Consider the following 16840-nt stretch of genomic DNA (forward strand, 5'->3'; position numbering starts at 1 on the left):
TCGACGCTCAATCATCGCTATCGTCCTCCAGTTCATGGCGCGGGTCGCGGATGTCCGGGCCGGTGAGACCATGGACGCCGATCTCGATCAGGGTGTCCCGCTCTTCATGGGTGCTGACCCCCTCGGCGATGGCCAGGATGCCTAGCGAGCGGCACAGGGTCACCATGCCGCGCACGATGGTCTGGCGTTCCTGGCTATGGTCGATGGCACCCACTAGGCTCGCGTCCAGCTTGATATAGCCCAGCCCCAGGTCCTGCAGGTCGGCCAGTCGCGCCAGGCCGGCACCGGCGTGTTCCAGGCCGATATGACAGCCATAAGGACGTAGCGCCTGGCAGAGGTCGCGGACCCGTTCCAGGCGATGCTCCACCGCGACCTGGGGCAGCTCCAGCCACAGCGCCCGGCTAGCCTCGGCATGGGTCGTCAGCAGGCGCTGCAACTGGCCGACCAGGTGGCTGTCGCTGATGCCTTCCAGCGACAGGTGGATACCCCGGGGCTGGCCGTCCCGGCCGATCTCGCGCAGGGCCTGGGTGACCACGGCCAGGTCGAGCCGGGCGTGTAGCCCCAGGCGGCGAATCCAGGGCATAAAGAGGTTCGGCCCCCGCCAATGCCCCAGGAGGCGCAGTCGCGAGGGGCACTCGTGGTGGAGCAGTTCCCCCTCGGGGGTCAGCACCGGATAGTGGGCCAGATAGACGCCGCCATCGAGGGCGGCGGTCAGGGCCTGGCGCCACTGCTCATGGTTGGTGAACAAGGGAGCAGGGGCCTCGCAGGTATCGATGGTATGGGCCCTGGGGCCCAGGGCCTCGGCCTCGGCGATGCCGGCATCCAGGCGGCTCAGCAGTTCGGCCCGCCGGGTATCTGGCGTCAGGCGGGCGATCGCCATGGGCAGGGGAATGCCGTCGGCGGCATCGGCCAAGGGATAGAGGGTGGCGGCAAGGCGCTTGGCCATGGCATCGGCATCATCCTCCCAGGGCAGCAGCAGGGCGAAGTCGCTGCCATTGAGACGACCACCGAGCGCGCCTTCCTCGCTGTCGGTCAGTTGCTTCAGGGCCTGGCCCAGCTCCTTCAGCAGGCCATCGACTCGCGCATGGCCCAGGCGCTCATTGAAGGTGGCCAGCTCCCCCACCCGAATCAGGGCGAGGTGGCCGTGGGCGCGTCGACGCTCGCTCTCCAGGCTGACCTGAAGGTGCTGCATGAAATGCTCGCGGTTGGTCACCTGGGTCAGGGGATCGAGTTGCAGGCGGTGGCGCAGGCGATCGAGCTTCTCTCCCTCCTCGGTGAGCATCTCCCGTACCTGGAAGGAGAGCCGATTCATGGCGGCGGTCACTTCGCGAAGCTCCCGGGTGCGTGGCTCCTGGCGGGTGGTAAAGCGGCGTTCGCCGATCTCCTGGGCCTGGGCCACCGTGGCCTGCAGGGGACGCTGGATGCCGCGCACGATCCACCAGGCGAACAGGGCGCTGAGCAGACCCGCCAGCAGGAACCAGCCGACGAGGTGTTGGCTGCTGCGCCATAGGGTGTGATAAGCGTAACTGTGCTGGCTGGCCAGGGTCAGGGTGCCGTACTGGCGCCAGCCGTCCTGAACCACGGCGCGGCCGGGGGGCACCTCGAAGCGCACCAGTTCCACGAACCAGCGGGGAAGCTCATCGATATGTTCGTCGGCCTCGCGGTGCACGATCGGCTCGCCGCTGGCACTCTCCAGGGTGATGCGGCGGTAATGGCCGGTGTCGAACTGGGCCGCCAGCAGCAGCTCGATGATCACCGGGTCCTTGTCGAGCTGGGACATGCTCAGCGCCAGGGCATTGGCATTATCGGCATTCTTGATGCGCACTTCCTGCTCGATATAGTGCCGCGTGGCGGTGAGGCCGATGATCAGGCTGCCGCCGAAGGCCAGCAGGAGTACCAGACCGACGATAAGCCAGAGCTGCTTGATCAGTGACATGGGAGCACCTCGCTAGCCGATATGCCGTGGGGGAGGGGAGGACGCGTCATAGGAAACCTTGCTCCTCCATGCGCGCCAGGACGCTGCGCCAGCGGGAGAGCCTGGCGACCGGGTCGGCCCGGGAGGCGGACGAGTCGCCGACCCACAGGCCCTGACTGTTGAAGCTGAACACCGGGTCCAGGTCGACTCGCTGACCGGCTGGGGTAATGGAGGGCACCAGGTTGTCGAGGATCAGCGGCTCCGCCCCGGGGGTCGCGTAATAGCCCAGCACCATATGCGCCTGGGTGATGCTGCTGCGACCGATCCGTGCCCGCACATAGATCATGCGCAGTCGGTCGCCGGGTACCCTCAGTTGCTTGAGGGTGATGTACTTGGCGATCGAGTAATCCTCACAGTCGCCCTGGCCGTTACCCAGGGCCTCCAGGGGGGTGGCCCAGTAATCCTCGTCGCCCCAGGCGTGGATATCGTCCACCCAGCGAATGCGACGGTTGAAGAACTGATTGACCTCGCGAAGCTGGGCATCCAGGGGCGCCCCCTCCAGCTGTCGCAGCAGGGCCAGCCAGGCTTCCAGGGCCTCCAGGCCCCGGCCGCCATAGAGTCGCTGCATGCTGTCCCTGAGGCGCGAGGCATCCAGGTCTGCCTCGGAAGGAGAGAAGCCCAGCAGGCCGGCCAGCAAGACACCGCTTCCTGCCGCCAGGAAGCGACGGCGAGTCAGCGACGTCGTGGCCGGTGGGCATGGACACATGGCGGCACCCTGGGTGACGTTCTGTTTCAGAATGTTACCAGTCTAGCAGCCCGTGCGCAGGGAGAGGGCTAGAGGGTGTCGCCGGATCCCACCCAGAGGCGCAGGTGACCCAGCCAGGGCAGGTGGGCGGCACGCCGCCGCAGATCTTCGGCCAGGGTATCCCAGTCGGCAGCACTCGGGGCTGCGCCAAGATATAGCGAGATATCGATGCGGTTTTCCAGATAGTGCAGATCCAGTGCCACCCGGGTCTGCCAGCAGGGATCGTCGTCCCAGGCCTCGGCCAACTGGGCCTCTACCTCGCTACGCAGCGGTAGCCCCGGCTGATGGCTATGGGCCAGCATGCCCTGGTCGTCTTCGGGGTCGATATGGAAGGTCACGTCATGCAGGTCGGGGAAGGCCCGGCGCAGCCGGCGACTCACCTCGTTGCCGATCTCATGGGCCTCGGAGACGGTGACCCGGGGTGGCACCACGATATGCAGGTCGAGCAGCACATTACCGCCCACGGTGCGGGTGCGCAGGTCGTGGATGCCATGCACGCCGGGGACCCGCTCCCCCTCCTGGCGCATCGCCGCCTGCTCGCTTTCCGGCAGGGCGGTATCGATCAGTTCCTGGCTCGACTCCCACAGCAGGCGCCCGCCGATCTTGCCCACCAGCAGGGCCACCAGCACCGCGGCCACGGCATCCAGCCAGCCATGGCCGAACTGGGCGCCGACCAGGCCGACCAGGACCACCACGGTGGAAAGGGCATCGGTGCGCGAGTGCCAGGCATTGGCCTCCAGCAGCTTGGAGCCGATACGCCGTGCGGTGCGCAGGGTGTAGTGGTAGAGCCACTCCTTGATGCCCAGGGCCACCACCGCCAGCAGAATGGCCCAGGCGCCTGGGGTGGGGATCGGCGCGCCGGTGAATAGCCGCATCACGCTGGCCCAGGCGATGCCGCCGGCCACGAAGATCAGCACGCTGCCCAGCCACAGGGTGGCCAGGGTCTCGATACGCCCATGCCCGTAGGGGTGATTGCGGTCCGGGGCCTGGTGACCGAAATGGGTGGCGGCCAGCACGAAGCCATCGGTGACCAGGTCCGAGAAGGAGTGGATGCCGTCGGCCACCAGGGCCGCCGAGCCCACCAGGGTGCCCACCACCACCTTGAGCAGGCCCAGCAGGCCGTCGAAGAAGGCGCCCACCAGGGTCACGCGGCGGGCTTCGCGTCCCTTGTCGGCCGGCTCGAGATGGGAGTGGTGGGCATGGGCCATGGTCGGTGTCCTGATCGGTCCGCCGGGTTACAGCTTGCCGGCCCGGTTGAGTACCGGGTTGGCGTATTGGGCCAGCCACCAGTCACGCAACTGGGGCGGCACCTCGGCCAGGCGCGCCTCGAAGCGGCGACGATCCGCCTCGCTCACCTCGCTCAGGTCGAGCAGTTCCCGACGCACGCTCTCGTCGATCGTTTCGCTGGCCTCCAGGGCCAGGTAGTGGCTGGGGAAGAGGTGGTAGCCGGCCAGTACCTGGCGGTCGATCTCGGCGGCCACCGCCTCGGCGGAGTCGAGGGACTGCCCCATGCCGAGTGGTGTCCCGAAGTGTAGCCGGATGCGCCCCTTGGGGCCGGTGATGCCGGCGACGATGGAGCGGATGTCCTCGTACTGGACCTTCTCGTAGCGGCCCTCGGTATGCAGGGCATGCAGCTCGCGGGCCTTCTGCAGGTCGCAGGGGTCATACTCGTAGCTGATCGAGACCGGCACCAGGCGCAGTTCGGCAACCGCCTCGCCGATGCCCACCGTCTTGTCCTGTTGGCGGCTCGCCATGGTCAGCATCTTGATGATCGCCGGGTCGGCGCGATCGATGCCGTCCTTGGCGCGGCCCTCCCGCTGAGCCATCCAGATGGAGTGGTTATCCTCGACGATGGAGTGGCGGATATAGGCGGAGAGCTGCTGGTAGGCGGCCAGCATGGCGCGCTTGCCCCGGGCGCTGCGCGGCACGATAAAGCTCTTGTTGAGGCGCATCAGGTCGCTGACATAGGGCTTCTGCAGCAGGTTGTCGCCGATGGCGATGCGCACCGTGTTACGCCCGGCCAGATAGAGGGCGTAGTTGACGAAGGCCGGGTCGAGGGAGATATCCCGATGGTTGCCGATGAACAGGTAGGCGGTATCGCCATCCAGGGCATCCAGGCCGGTCACCTCGAAGGCGTCGGTGGTGGTGCGGATCATGCGCTGCATATAGCCGGCGATGCGCATCTGGAAGTCGCGCACGCTGGCCACCCCACGTACCTCGCGACGCACGACGAAGCTGGCCAGTGCGCGGGCCAGGCCAGGGGCGAAACGGGCCAGGCGCGGCAGCTTGAACTGGGTCAGGGCGTCGAGCAGTTCCGGGTCGCGGGCCAGGTGCGCCAGGACCTCGGCGACCTCGTCGTCGTGGTAGGGGCGAATCTCGGCGAAGGGATCCAGGGTATCGATCGATGCTTGTGTCACGGGGCTATCACACGCTCATTATTGTTGGGCCAGGACGTCGGGGGTACGGCTCTCCTGGGCACTGGCTTCACCACCCAACCAGCGGGTCAGCTGGGTGATGACCGGGGCCAGGGTCTGGGCCATCAGGGCGAAGTCGGTCTCCAGCCGCAGGATGGCGTCGTCGCCATCGTCGGCCTGGGCCGCCTCATCGATTACCGCATCGGCGAAACGCAGCGACTTCAGGGCCAGGTCATCGTGCAGGGTCCAGGCGAGCTGGCCCTCCACCTCCAGGGCCAGGCGTGTCACCTGGCGGTCGTTCTCCAGCAGTTGCTTGATCTCGTCGCTGTCCAGATCCATCTGCCGGGCACGTACCACGCCCTCGTCCTTGGCCTTGAGCTCCACCTGGTCGCCGAGGATAAGCCCCTCGGGGCGCTGGCCGGCATCGCTGAGCCAGGCCGTCATGGCACGGATCGGCAGCATCTGGGTGGCCAGGGGGGTGACCTTGAGGCTGCCCAGGGTCTGGCGCAGCAGGTCGAGGATCTCCTCGGCGCGCTTGCGGGAGCTGGCATTGATGCCGATCAGGCCGCCGCGGGTATCCCACCACAGATCGAGGCGTTGGCTGCGCACGAAGGCCCGGGGCAGGAACTCCTCGTAGACCTGCTCCTTGATGGCCTGGCGCTCGCGGCGGGGCAGGGGGCGGCCCTCGGCGGCCTCGCGGTCGGCAGCGCGCTCCTCGACCTCCTCACGCACCACGGCGCTGGGCAGCACCCGCTCCTGGCGCAGCGCCGAGAGCAGTCGATGGCCCTGCACCTCATGCACGAAACGGGGGCTGGTGCGGCCGCCGGGGGTACGCCACCCCAGTCGGGTCGCCTCACTGCCGCCCAGGGGGCGAAAGGCCTGCTCGGCGAGTCGCTCCTCCAGGGCATCCAGTGGGATGACCTCGGTGTCATGCAGTCGGTAGAGATGCAAGTGCTTGAACCACATAGCCAGTCCTGGACGAAAAAAGGAGGCCTATTATGGCCAAAGGCGGCGGTGGGTACCAGCGCACTCGTCTCGCATCGATTGTTTCAAACCTGTGTTTGATTGTGCTCGATGGCGGCCCTAGACTCGAGGCGTCGGTCCCTATCACAACCCCAAGGAGGCCCCGATGGCTGCTCCCCTGACCTCTACCCGCCTTCGCGTTCGCGGCTACCACCTGGACGGCTATGGTCACGTCAATAATGCCCGCTACCTGGAGTTCCTCGAGGAGGGGCGCTGGGCCTACTTCGACGAGCGCCCCGAGGTGGCGCGGTGGTTCGCCCCGGGGGAGGTGGCCCTGGTGGCGGTGAACCTCAATATCGATTACCGCCGGGCGGCGGTGGCCGGTGATGACCTGGAGGTGCAGACGGTACTGGCGACGCTGGGCGGGCGCAGCGCCAGGATGCGTCAGCGTATCCTGCGGCGCGGCGATGACGAAGTGGTGGTCGATGCCACCCTGACCTTCGTGTTGCTGGATGTCGCCAGCCAGCAGGCGCTGCCCATCGAGGGCGCACTCCGCGAGGCCCTGGCGCCTCTGGTGGTCGATCTCGATACCCTGGCCTGACCTTCGTGTTGCTGGATGTCGCCAGCCAGCAGGCGCTACCCATCGAGGGTGCACTCCGCGAGGCCCTGGCGCCGCTGGTGGTCGATCTCGATACCCTGGCCTGACCTCTCCTCTAACGCAGGCGTTCTGGCGTCGCGTCCTGGCCGTCCCGCTGCCCTTGAGGGTGGGGCGGTGGTATACTCCGCCCTTGCTGTCACGACGCTATCGCCGTCGCGCTAATCTGTCGCAGTACAAGGATTCGACGACCCATGGGTGAGATCGCCAGAGAGATTCTGCCAGTCAATATCGAGGACGAACTGAAGCAGTCGTACCTCGATTACGCCATGAGCGTGATCATCGGCCGGGCGTTGCCGGACGTGCGCGATGGCCTCAAGCCGGTGCACCGCCGCGTCTTGTTCGCCATGAACGAGCTCGGCAACGACTGGAACAAGGCCTACAAGAAGTCCGCCCGCGTGGTCGGCGACGTTATCGGTAAGTATCACCCCCATGGGGATAGCGCCGTCTACGACACCATCGTGCGCATGGCCCAGGACTTCTCCATGCGCCATGTGCTGGTGGATGGCCAGGGCAACTTCGGTTCCATCGACGGCGACAGCGCCGCCGCCATGCGTTACACCGAGGTGCGCATGGCGCGCCTGGCCCACGAACTGCTGGCCGACCTGGAGAAGGACACCGTCGACTGGGTCGACAACTATGACGGCACCGAGCGGATCCCCGAGGTGCTGCCCACCAAGGTGCCCAACCTGCTGGTCAACGGCTCCTCCGGCATCGCCGTGGGCATGGCCACCAATATTCCGCCTCATAACATGGGCGAGGTCATCGACGCCTGCCTGGCGCTGATCGACGACTACACCCTCAGCGTCGACGACCTGATGGAGTATATTCCCGGCCCCGACTTCCCCACCGGCGCCATCATCAACGGCCGCGCCGGCATCCTCGAGGCCTACCGCACCGGCCGCGGGCGCATCTATGTGCGCGCCCGCCACACCATCGAGCATGACGACAAGAGCGGCCGTGACCATATCATCGTCACCGAGCTGCCCTACCAGGTGAACAAGGCGCGGCTGATCGAGAAGATCGCCGAGCTGGTCAAGGACAAGAAGATCGAGGGCATCGCCGAGCTGCGCGACGAGTCCGACAAGGACGGCCTGCGGGTGGTGATCGAGGTCAAGCGCGGCGAGTCCGGCGAGGTGGTGGTCAATAACCTCTTCGCCCAGACCCAGCTGCAGAACGTCTTCGGCATCAATATGGTGGCCCTGGAAGACGGTCAGCCGAAGATCCTCAACCTCAAGGAGATCCTCGAGGCCTTTATTCGCCACCGCCGCGAGGTGGTGACCCGGCGCACCCTCTTCGAGCTGAAGAAGGCCCGCGAGCGCGGCCATATCCTCGAGGGCCTGGCCGTGGCCATCTCCAATATCGACGAGGTGATCGAGCTGATCAAGGCCTCGCCGAGCGCCGCCGAGGCCAAGGAGAAGCTGCTCGACAAGACCTGGCAGCCGGGGCAGGTGACCGCCATGCTGGAGCGTGCCGGCGCCACCTCCTGCAAGCCGGAGGAGCTCGGCGAGGGCTTCGGCCTAAGCCCCACCGGCGGCGAGTACCGCCTGTCGCCGGGCCAGGCCCAGGCGATCCTCGAGCTGCGCCTGCATCGCCTCACCGGGCTGGAAACCGAGAAGCTCCTCGACGAGTACCTGAGCATTCTCGAGAAGATCGCCGAGCTGACGGCCATCCTCGCCTCCAGCGAGCGCCTGCTGGAGGTGATCCGCGAGGAGCTGGCCGCGGTGCGCGAGCAGTTCGCCGACGAGCGCCGTACCGAGATCCAGGCCAGCCACCTGGACCTGTCCATCGAGGACCTGATCGCCGAGGAGGACATGGTGGTCACCGTGTCCCGCTCCGGCTACGCCAAGACCCAGCCGCTCTCCGACTATCAGGCCCAGCGTCGTGGCGGCCGCGGCAAGTCCGCCACCGCCATGAAGGACGAGGACGTCATCGAGCACCTGCTGGTGGCCTCCACCCACGACACCGTGCTGCTGTTCTCCAATCGCGGCAAGGTCTATTGGCTCAAGGTCTACGAGATGCCGGCGGCGAGTCGTGGCTCCCGGGGCAAGCCGCTGGTCAATATGCTGCCGCTGGAGGAGGGCGAATCGATCAACGCCATCCTGCCGGTGCGCGACTACGACCCGGACAGCTATATCTTCTTCGCCACCGCCAAGGGCACGGTGAAGCGCACCAGCCTCGAGCAGTTCTCGCGGCCGCGCAGCGTCGGCCTGATTGCCATCGACCTGGAAGAGGGCGACCGCCTGGTGGGCGCCGCCATCACCTCCGGCGCCGATCACGCCATGCTGCTCTCCTCCAATGGCAAGGCGATTCGCTTCGAAGAGGGCAATGTGCGGGCCATGGGCCGCACCGCCCGGGGCGTGCGCGGCATGCGCCTCGCCGATGGCGCCGAGGTGATCAGCCTGATCATCCCGCAGAGCCAGCAGATCGATGCCGAGGCGGATAACGAAGCCGACGCCGAGGAGGGCGCCGAACTCGCCTCCGTCAATGGCAATGGTGGCCAGATCTATATCCTTACCGCCTCCGAGAACGGCTACGGCAAGCGCACCCGCCTGGAGGAATTCCCGCTGCGCGGTCGCGGCGGCCAGGGCGTGATCGCCATGCAGACCAGCAGTCGCAACGGCTCGCTGGTGGCCGCCATGCAGGTCTACTCCGCCGACGAGATGATGCTGATCACCGACCGCGGCACCCTGGTGCGCACCCGGGTCGAGGAGGTCTCCACTACCTCCCGCAACACCCAGGGGGTGATGCTGATTCGCCTCGGTGAGGGCGAAAAGCTGGTCAAGACGGTGCGGGTGGACGAGCCGGAAGAGAGCGAGGAACCGGCAGAGGATAGCCCGGCAGCGGAGGAGGGCGCGCCGAGTGACGACGCGGCGGGCGCCCCGGAATCCGCGCCGTCCGACGACGATTGATACCGTGGTGCGGGTCGCCGAGGGCGGTCCGCCTTCGCCTGGTGCCACACCGGGCTACTAGGGAAATCTGGAAGCCAAACACCGATGACACGCCATTTCAATTTCTGCGCCGGCCCCGCCGCCCTGCCCACCGCGGTGCTGGAGCGGGCCCGCGATGAACTGCTCGACTACCAGGGGCGTGGCCTCTCGGTCATGGAGATGAGCCACCGCAGCGAGGCCTTCGTGGCGATCGCCGAGACCGCCGAGCGCGACCTGCGCGACCTGCTGGCCATTCCCGACAATTATCGGGTGCTCTTCCTGCAGGGCGGTGCCTCCATGCAGTTCGCCATGCTGCCCTATAACCTGCTGGGCCAGGGCGGCACCCCCAACTACCTCTACACCGGGATCTGGGGCAAGAAGGCCATCGCCGAGGCGCGCCATCTGGTCGGTGCGCATATCGCCGCCGAGAGTGACCAGGGCCTGACCACGGTGCCGCGTCAGGCGGAGATCGCCCTTTCCGAGGATGCGGCCTACCTGCACTACACGTCCAACGAGACCATCGGCGGGCTGGCGTTCGATTATGTCCCCGAGGCGCCCGTGCCGGTGGTCTGCGATATGTCCTCCAGCATTCTCTCCGAGCCGCTGGACGTGTCGAAATTCGGCGTCATCTATGCCGGCGCACAGAAGAACATCGGCCCCGCCGGCCTGACCCTGGCAATCGTTCGCGACGACCTGCTGGATCGCGCCCTTCCGCAGACTCCCAGCATGTTCAATTACCGGCTGATGGCCGAGAATGGCTCCATGTACAACACCCCGCCCAGCTACGCCTGGTACCTGGCCGGGCTGGTGTTCCAGTGGCTGAAGCGCGACGTGGGCGGCCTCGAGGCCATGGCCGAGATCAATGCCCGCAAGGCGGCCAAGCTGTATGGTGCCATCGACGCCAGCGACTTCTACTCCAACCCCATCGCCGAGCGCAACCGCTCGCGGATGAACGTGCCCTTCGTGCTGGCCGACGACGCCCTCAATGGCGCCTTCCTGGCCGAGGCCGAGGCGGCGGGGCTGCTCAACCTCAAGGGCCACCGCAGCGTGGGTGGCATGCGCGCCAGCCTCTATAACGCCGTGCCCGAGGCGGCGGTGGATACCCTGGTGGCGTTTATGGCCGATTTCGAGAAGCGCCGGGGCTGATCCGAGCGACAAACGCCCTTCGGGCAGCTTGGCCGCTGAACCATGAGACAAAAGGGGCCTGACCCCGAGAAGAAGGGAACCACGCATGAGTGATACCCCCATCGATCTCGATGCGTTGCGCCAGCGCATCGATAGCCTGGACAACGATATCCTGCGCCTGATCAGCGAGCGCGCCCAGGCCGCCCAGCAGGTGGCCCAGGTCAAGAGCGCCGAGGACCCCAAGGCGGTCTTCTACCGTCCCGAGCGGGAGGCCCAGGTGCTGCGGCGCATCATGGAGCTCAACCCGGGACCCCTGGACAGCGAGGAGATGGCGCGGCTGTTCCGCGAGATCATGTCCGCCTGCCTGGCCCTGGAGCAGCCCGTCAAGGTGGCCTATCTCGGCCCCGAGGGCACCTTTACCCAGCAGGCGGCCCTCAAGCACTTCGGCGATAGCGCCGTGAGCCTGCCCATGGCGGCCATCGACGAGGTGTTCCGCGAGGTGGAGGCCGGCGCCGCCAACTACGGCGTGGTGCCGGTGGAGAACTCCACCGAGGGGGTGATCAACCATACCCTGGACTCCTTCGTCGACTCCTCGATCCGTATCTGCGGCGAGGTGGTGCTGCGCATCCATCACCACCTGCTGGTCTCCAGCAATACCCGCCAGGACAAGGTGAGCCGCATCTACTCCCACCCCCAGTCCTTCGCCCAGTGCCGCAAGTGGCTGGATGCCCACTACCCGGGCGCCGAGCGGGTACCGGTGGCCTCCAACGCCGAGGCGGCCAAGCTGATCAAGACCGAGTGGCACAGCGCGGCCATCGCCGGCGATATGGCGGCCAAGCTCTACGACCTGGAGAGAATCGCCGAGAAGATCGAGGATCGCCCGGACAACTCCACCCGCTTCCTGGTGATCGGCAACCAGGACGTGCCGCTCTCCGGCGACGACAAGACCTCCATCGTGGTGGCCATGCGCAACCAGCCGGGTGCCCTGCACGACCTGCTGGAGCCCTTCCATCGCCACCAGATCGACCTGACCCGCCTGGAGACCCGCCCGTCCCGCAGCGGCGTGTGGAACTACGTCTTCTTTATCGACTTCAAGGGCCATCGTGACGAGCCCCAGGTCGCCGCGGTGCTCGAGGAGGTGCAACTGCGTGCCGCCGAGCTCAAGGTGCTGGGTTCCTACCCGGCGGGCGTGCTCTAGGCATGGCGGTAGTGCATCAGGCCGCGCGGCTCGCTGAGCCGCGCCTGCTGATCGTCGGCCTGGGGCTGATCGGCGGCTCCCTGGCCGCCGCCCTCAAGGCGCGTGGCTTCCGTGGCGAGATCCTCGCCTGCGACCGCGACCCCGACGAGATCGCCCGGGGCGTGGCCATGGGCATCATCGATGGCGGCGATACCGAACTCGAGCCCCTGCTGCCCGACGCTTCCCTGGTGGTGCTGGCGGTGCCGGTGCTGGCCATGGAATCGGTACTGGCGGCCCTGGGGGCGGCCCTCGGCGAATGCCTCGACGACACCCTGATCACCGACGTGGGCAGCAGCAAGGTGGCCATTCGCGACGCCGCCCGGCGCGCCTTCGGTCGCCTGCCGCCGTCCCTGGTGCTGGGTCACCCCATCGCCGGCTCCGAGAAGAGTGGCGTGGCGGCGGCCAATCCGGACCTCTATCGCCGCCACAAGGTGATCCTTACCCCCACGGCGGAGACCGACGCCGGGGCCCTGGCCCGGGTGCGTGCCCTGTGGGCCGCCTGCGAGGCCGAGGTGCTGGAGATGGCGGTGGAGCGCCACGACCAGGTACTGGCCCGCACCAGCCACCTGCCGCATCTGCTGGCCTTCTCGCTGGTGGATACCCTGGCCGGCCAGGACGAGCGGTTGGAGATCTTCCGCTATGCCGCCGGCGGCTTTCGCGACTTTACCCGCATCGCCGGCAGTGACCCGGTGATGTGGCGCGATATCTTCACCGCCAACCGCGCGGCGGTGCTGGCGGCCCTGGACGACTTCGAGGCGGGCCTGGCCCGGCTGCGCCAGGCGGTGAGCGCCGGTGACGGCGATGCCATGCTGGCCACCTTCGACCGGGCCAGCCATGCGCGACACTATTTCGAAACCCTGCTGAACCAGACCAGGTATTACCCGACCATGGAACAGAACAAGATGCGCTACCGGGTCGCCCCCGGTGGTCAGGTGACCGGACGCATCCGCGTACCCGGCGACAAGTCGATCTCCCACCGCTCGATCATGCTCGGCGCCCTGGCCGAGGGGGTGACCGAAGTGAAGGGCTTCCTCGAGGGCGAGGACAGCCTGGCCACCCTCCAGGCCTTCCGCGAGATGGGGGTGGCCATCGAAGGCCCCCATCAGGGGCGGGTGACCATCCATGGGGTGGGCATGCACGGCCTCAAGGCGCCGGCGGGGCCCCTCTATGTGGGCAACTCCGGTACCGCCATGCGGCTGTTCGCCGGGCTGCTGGCCGGCCAGGCCTTCGACAGCGAGCTGACCGGCGATGCCTCCCTCACCAAGCGCCCCATGGGTCGGGTGGCCGATCCCCTGCGCCTGATGGGCGCCGAGATCGACACCGCCGAGGGCGGGCGTCCGCCGCTGTGCATTCATGGCGGCAAGGCGCTGCAAGGCATCAGCTACGATATGCCCATGGCCAGCGCCCAGGTGAAGTCCTGCCTGCTGCTGGCCGGCCTCTACGCCGAGGGCGAGACCCGGGTGCGCGAGCCGGCGCCGACCCGCGACCATACCGAGCGCATGCTCAGCGGCTTCGGCTATGCGGTCGAGCGCGACGGCGACACCTGCTGGCTCAGCGGCGGCGGCAAGCTCGGCGCCGCGCCCATCGATGTGCCGTCGGATATCTCCTCGGCCACCTTCTTCCTGGTGGCGGCGGCCATCACCCCCGGGTCGGATCTCGTGCTCGAGCACGTGGGCATCAACCCGACCCGGATCGGCGTGATCAATATCCTGACGCTGATGGGGGCGGATCTCGAGCTGTCGAACCAGCGCGAGGTGGGCGGCGAGCCGGTGGCGGATATCCGCGTGCGCTATGCGCCCCTCAAGGGCATCGATATTCCCGTGGAGCAGGTGCCGCTGGCCATCGACGAGTTCCCGGCGCTGTTTATCGCCGCCGCCAATGCCGAAGGCACCACACGGCTGCGTGGCGCCGAGGAACTGCGGGTCAAGGAGTCCGATCGCATCCAGGCCATGGCCGACGGTCTGGCGGTGCTGGGGGTCGAGCACACCGTGGTCGAGGATGGCATCGATATCGTCGGCGGCAAGCCGCAGGGCGCCAACTACGGCGGCGGACGCATCGACAGCCTGGGCGATCACCGCATCGCCATGGCCTTCACCGTGGCGGGGCTGCGCGCCGGCGCCCCCATCGAGATCGATGACTGCGCCAACGTGGCCACCTCCTTCCCCGGCTTCGTCGAGCTGGCACGCCGGGTCGGCCTGCGGGTGGACGAGGAGGGCGCATGACGGCCCCGGTCCTGACCATCGACGGCCCCGGCGGCGCCGGCAAGGGCACCATCAGCCGGCTGATCGCCGAGCGCCTGGGCTGGCACCTGCTCGATTCCGGCGCCCTCTATCGCATCACCGCCCTGGCGGCGCTGCGCCGTGACCTGGCGCTGGATGACGAGGCGGCCCTGGCGGCCCTGGCGGCCGGTCTCGACGTCAGCTTCCTGCCCGGCGACAGCGGGGTGCGGGTGATCCTCGACGGCGACGAGGTGAGCGGCGAGATCCGCACCGAGACGGTGGGCGATGCGGCCTCCCAGGTGGCGGCGCTGCCGCGGGTCCGCGAGGCGCTCCTGCAGCGCCAGCGCGACTTCCGCCAGGCCCCCGGCCTGGTGGCGGACGGCCGCGACATGGGCACGGTGGTATTTACCGAGGCGCCGCTGAAGATCTTCCTGACCGCCTCGGCGGAGGAACGCGCCCAGCGCCGCTACCGTCAGTTGCGAGAGGCCGGTCTGAGTGCTAATCTTACGAGTCTTTTGAAGGAAATTCAGGCACGCGATGCGCGCGATACGCAGCGCAGCGTGGCACCGCTCAAGCCGGCAGATGATGCCATCACGCTTGACACCACGCGCCTGACGATACCGGAAGTGGTGGATCGGCTGATCGAGCTGCTGGCCCAACGGGGCCTGGCGCCGAACGCCTGACGATCCCTTGCGGCCCCTCGGTGCGATGTCATGGCATGGTCAGGCAGCTAAGACGGTAAGCCTGGCCAGGTCCAACCAGCGCTAACATCCCCGGGGGATCTTGGTATAGGCCCGCACTCGCTGGTGGTGCGGAGAGAGCGGTAACCCCGCTAACCCGTTGATCACGTAGGAACATCATGAGCGAAAGCTTTGCCGAACTGTTTGAACAGTCACTCCAGGACATCAACATGGAGCCGGGCGCCATCGTCCTGGCCTCCGTCGTCGACATCGAAGGTGACTGGATCACCGTCAATGCCGGCCTGAAGTCCGAAGGTCAGATCCCCGCCGCGCAGTTCCGCGACGAGAATGGTGAACTGACCATCGCCATCGGCGACGAAGTCAAGGTCGCCCTGGAAGCCGTCGAGGATGGCTTCGGCGAAACCCGCCTGTCCCGCGAGAAGGCCAAGCGCGCCGAAGCGTGGAAGGAACTGGAAGCCGCCTTCGAGAAGGACGAGATCGTCAAGGGCGTGATCAACGGCAAGGTCAAGGGTGGTTTCACCGTCGACGTCGCCTCCATCCGCGCCTTCCTGCCGGGTTCCCTGGTCGACGTTCGCCCGGTGCGCGATACCGCACACCTGGAGAACAAAGAGCTCGACTTCAAGGTCATCAAGCTCGATCCGAAGCGCAACAACGTCGTCGTTTCCCGCCGTGCCGTGCTCGAAGCCGAGAACAGCGCCGAGCGTGAAGCCCTGCTCGCCACCCTCCAGGAAGGCCAGCAGATCAAGGGTATCGTCAAGAACCTCACCGACTATGGTGCCTTCGTGGACCTGGGTGGCGTCGACGGCCTGCTGCACATCACCGACATGGCCTGGAAGCGCATCAAGCATCCGTCCGAGATCGTTGCCGTGGGCGACGAGATCAACGTCAAGGTGCTGAAGTTCGACCGCGAGCGCAACCGCGTCTCCCTGGGCCTCAAGCAGCTGGGCGAAGATCCCTGGGTCAACATCAAGGATCGTTACCCGGAGAACACCCGGGTCACCGCCCGCGTCACCAACCTCACCGACTACGGCTGCTTCGCCGAGCTGGAAGAGGGCGTCGAGGGCCTGGTCCACGTCTCCGAAATGGACTGGACCAACAAGAACATCCACCCGTCCAAGGTCGTCAACATCGGCGACGAAGTGGGTGTCATGGTGCTGGATATCGACGAGGAGCGTCGTCGTATCTCCCTGGGTATCAAGCAGTGCACCACCAACCCGTGGGAAGACTTCAGCGGCCGTTACAACAAGGGCGACCGTGTGGCCGGTACCATCAAGTCGATCACCGACTTCGGTATCTTCATCGGCCTGGAAGGCGGCATCGATGGCCTGGTGCACCTCTCCGACATCTCCTGGACCGAGTCCGGCGAAGAGGCCGTGCGCTCCTTCAAGAAGGGCGACGAAGCCGAGGCCGTGATCCTCTCCATCGATCCGGAGCGCGAGCGCATCTCCCTGGGCATCAAGCAGCTGGATACCGATCCGGTCGCCGAGTTCCTGGCAGTCAACGACAAGGGCTCCATCGTCACCGGCCGCGTGGTCGAGGTCGATGCCAAGGAAGCTCAGGTCGAGCTGGCCACCGATGTGGTGGCGGTGCTCAAGGCCTCCGAGATCAGCGCCGATCGCGTCGAGGATGCCCGCAACGCCCTGAGCGAGGGTGACAGCGTCGAGGCCCGTATCATCGGTGTCGACCGCAAGAACCGTCAGATCAACCTGTCCATCAAGGCCAAGGATCAGGAAGATACTCGCCAGAACCTCAAGAAGCTGCGCGAGCAGGACGTCGACGCAGGTGGTCCGACCACCATCGGTGACCTGATCAAGCAGCAGATGGGTCAGGACTAAGCCCTAGCGCTTGTCCCGGCCACTCTGGCTTGACGAAACGC

Annotated in this window: 12 protein-coding genes; 7 read left to right on the forward strand and 5 right to left on the reverse strand. The window is 67.0% G+C overall.

All coding sequences use genetic code 11. The annotated features are described in order from the left end of the window. Nucleotides 1-7 precede the first annotated feature (7 nt). From ACZ5EF_RS07800 to ACZ5EF_RS07820, 5 genes are all read right to left on the reverse strand, one after another. The gene (locus tag ACZ5EF_RS07800; protein ID WP_346060671.1) at nt 8-1936 is read right to left on the reverse strand and encodes an EAL domain-containing protein; all 1929 of its coding nucleotides are present in this window, start codon (nt 1934-1936) and stop codon (nt 8-10) included. A 46-nt stretch (nt 1937-1982) separates the two neighbouring features. Beyond that, nucleotides 1983-2681: a transglutaminase-like cysteine peptidase gene (locus ACZ5EF_RS07805; RefSeq protein ID WP_346060670.1), complete on the reverse strand. Its 699-nt coding sequence runs from the start codon at nt 2679-2681 to the stop codon at nt 1983-1985. 68 nt (nt 2682-2749) lie between these two features. Continuing rightward, nucleotides 2750-3928 carry a cation diffusion facilitator family transporter gene (locus ACZ5EF_RS07810; RefSeq protein ID WP_346060669.1) on the reverse strand — a complete coding sequence of 393 codons (1179 nt, stop codon included), beginning with the start codon at nt 3926-3928 and terminating at the stop codon, nt 2750-2752. 27 nt (nt 3929-3955) lie between these two features. Then, nucleotides 3956-5137 (reverse strand): 1-acyl-sn-glycerol-3-phosphate acyltransferase, encoded by a 1182-nt coding sequence (locus ACZ5EF_RS07815; RefSeq protein WP_346060668.1) that lies wholly within the window; start codon nt 5135-5137, stop codon nt 3956-3958. Nucleotides 5138-5155: 18 nt separating this feature from the next. Continuing rightward, nucleotides 5156-6100 (reverse strand): recombination-associated protein RdgC, encoded by a 945-nt coding sequence (locus ACZ5EF_RS07820; RefSeq protein WP_346060667.1) that lies wholly within the window; start codon nt 6098-6100, stop codon nt 5156-5158. Between the two features lie 163 nt (nt 6101-6263). Between ACZ5EF_RS07820 and ACZ5EF_RS07825 the strand changes: the two genes are divergently transcribed. The 7 genes from ACZ5EF_RS07825 (at nt 6264) to rpsA (ending at nt 16799) form a co-directional block, all read left to right on the forward strand. Continuing rightward, nucleotides 6264-6698 carry an acyl-CoA thioesterase gene (locus ACZ5EF_RS07825; RefSeq protein WP_346060666.1) on the forward strand — a complete coding sequence of 145 codons (435 nt, stop codon included), beginning with the start codon at nt 6264-6266 and terminating at the stop codon, nt 6696-6698. A gap of 248 nt (nt 6699-6946) precedes the next feature. Continuing rightward, complete coding sequence (gene gyrA / locus ACZ5EF_RS07830; RefSeq protein WP_346060665.1) at nt 6947-9664, forward strand: DNA gyrase subunit A; 2718 nt, start codon at nt 6947-6949, stop codon at nt 9662-9664. An 84-nt stretch (nt 9665-9748) separates the two neighbouring features. Then, nucleotides 9749-10828 carry a 3-phosphoserine/phosphohydroxythreonine transaminase gene (serC, locus tag ACZ5EF_RS07835; RefSeq protein WP_346060664.1) on the forward strand — a complete coding sequence of 360 codons (1080 nt, stop codon included), beginning with the start codon at nt 9749-9751 and terminating at the stop codon, nt 10826-10828. 85 nt (nt 10829-10913) lie between these two features. Then, complete coding sequence (gene pheA, locus ACZ5EF_RS07840; RefSeq protein ID WP_346060663.1) at nt 10914-12005, forward strand: prephenate dehydratase; 1092 nt, start codon at nt 10914-10916, stop codon at nt 12003-12005. A gap of 2 nt (nt 12006-12007) precedes the next feature. Beyond that, nucleotides 12008-14266, forward strand: coding sequence for a bifunctional prephenate dehydrogenase/3-phosphoshikimate 1-carboxyvinyltransferase (locus tag ACZ5EF_RS07845; protein WP_346060662.1), 2259 nt, complete (start codon nt 12008-12010; stop codon nt 14264-14266). Further along, entirely contained in the window at nt 14263-14946 is a 684-nt protein-coding gene (gene cmk / locus ACZ5EF_RS07850) for a (d)CMP kinase (RefSeq protein ID WP_346060661.1), read from the forward strand. The genes ACZ5EF_RS07845 and cmk overlap by 4 nt, the downstream gene beginning before the upstream one ends. A 176-nt stretch (nt 14947-15122) precedes the next feature. After that, nucleotides 15123-16799 carry a 30S ribosomal protein S1 gene (rpsA, locus tag ACZ5EF_RS07855; RefSeq protein WP_346060660.1) on the forward strand — a complete coding sequence of 559 codons (1677 nt, stop codon included), beginning with the start codon at nt 15123-15125 and terminating at the stop codon, nt 16797-16799. Nucleotides 16800-16840: the final 41 nt, after the last annotated feature.

It is taken from the genome of Bisbaumannia salifodinae (genome assembly GCF_055388505.1).

Coding starts and splice junctions, on each gene's coding strand:
- gyrA (WP_346060665.1), top strand. CDS start 6,947: ATGGGTGAGATCGCCAGAGAGATTCTGCCAGTCAATATCGAGGACGAA.
- ACZ5EF_RS07805 (WP_346060670.1), bottom strand. CDS start 2,681: ATGTGTCCATGCCCACCGGCCACGACGTCGCTGACTCGCCGTCGCTTC.
- ACZ5EF_RS07820 (WP_346060667.1), bottom strand. CDS start 6,100: ATGTGGTTCAAGCACTTGCATCTCTACCGACTGCATGACACCGAGGTC.
- rpsA (WP_346060660.1), top strand. CDS start 15,123: ATGAGCGAAAGCTTTGCCGAACTGTTTGAACAGTCACTCCAGGACATC.
- pheA (WP_346060663.1), top strand. CDS start 10,914: ATGAGTGATACCCCCATCGATCTCGATGCGTTGCGCCAGCGCATCGAT.
- ACZ5EF_RS07800 (WP_346060671.1), bottom strand. CDS start 1,936: ATGTCACTGATCAAGCAGCTCTGGCTTATCGTCGGTCTGGTACTCCTG.
- serC (WP_346060664.1), top strand. CDS start 9,749: ATGACACGCCATTTCAATTTCTGCGCCGGCCCCGCCGCCCTGCCCACC.
- ACZ5EF_RS07825 (WP_346060666.1), top strand. CDS start 6,264: ATGGCTGCTCCCCTGACCTCTACCCGCCTTCGCGTTCGCGGCTACCAC.
- ACZ5EF_RS07810 (WP_346060669.1), bottom strand. CDS start 3,928: ATGGCCCATGCCCACCACTCCCATCTCGAGCCGGCCGACAAGGGACGC.
- ACZ5EF_RS07845 (WP_346060662.1), top strand. CDS start 12,008: ATGGCGGTAGTGCATCAGGCCGCGCGGCTCGCTGAGCCGCGCCTGCTG.
- cmk (WP_346060661.1), top strand. CDS start 14,263: ATGACGGCCCCGGTCCTGACCATCGACGGCCCCGGCGGCGCCGGCAAG.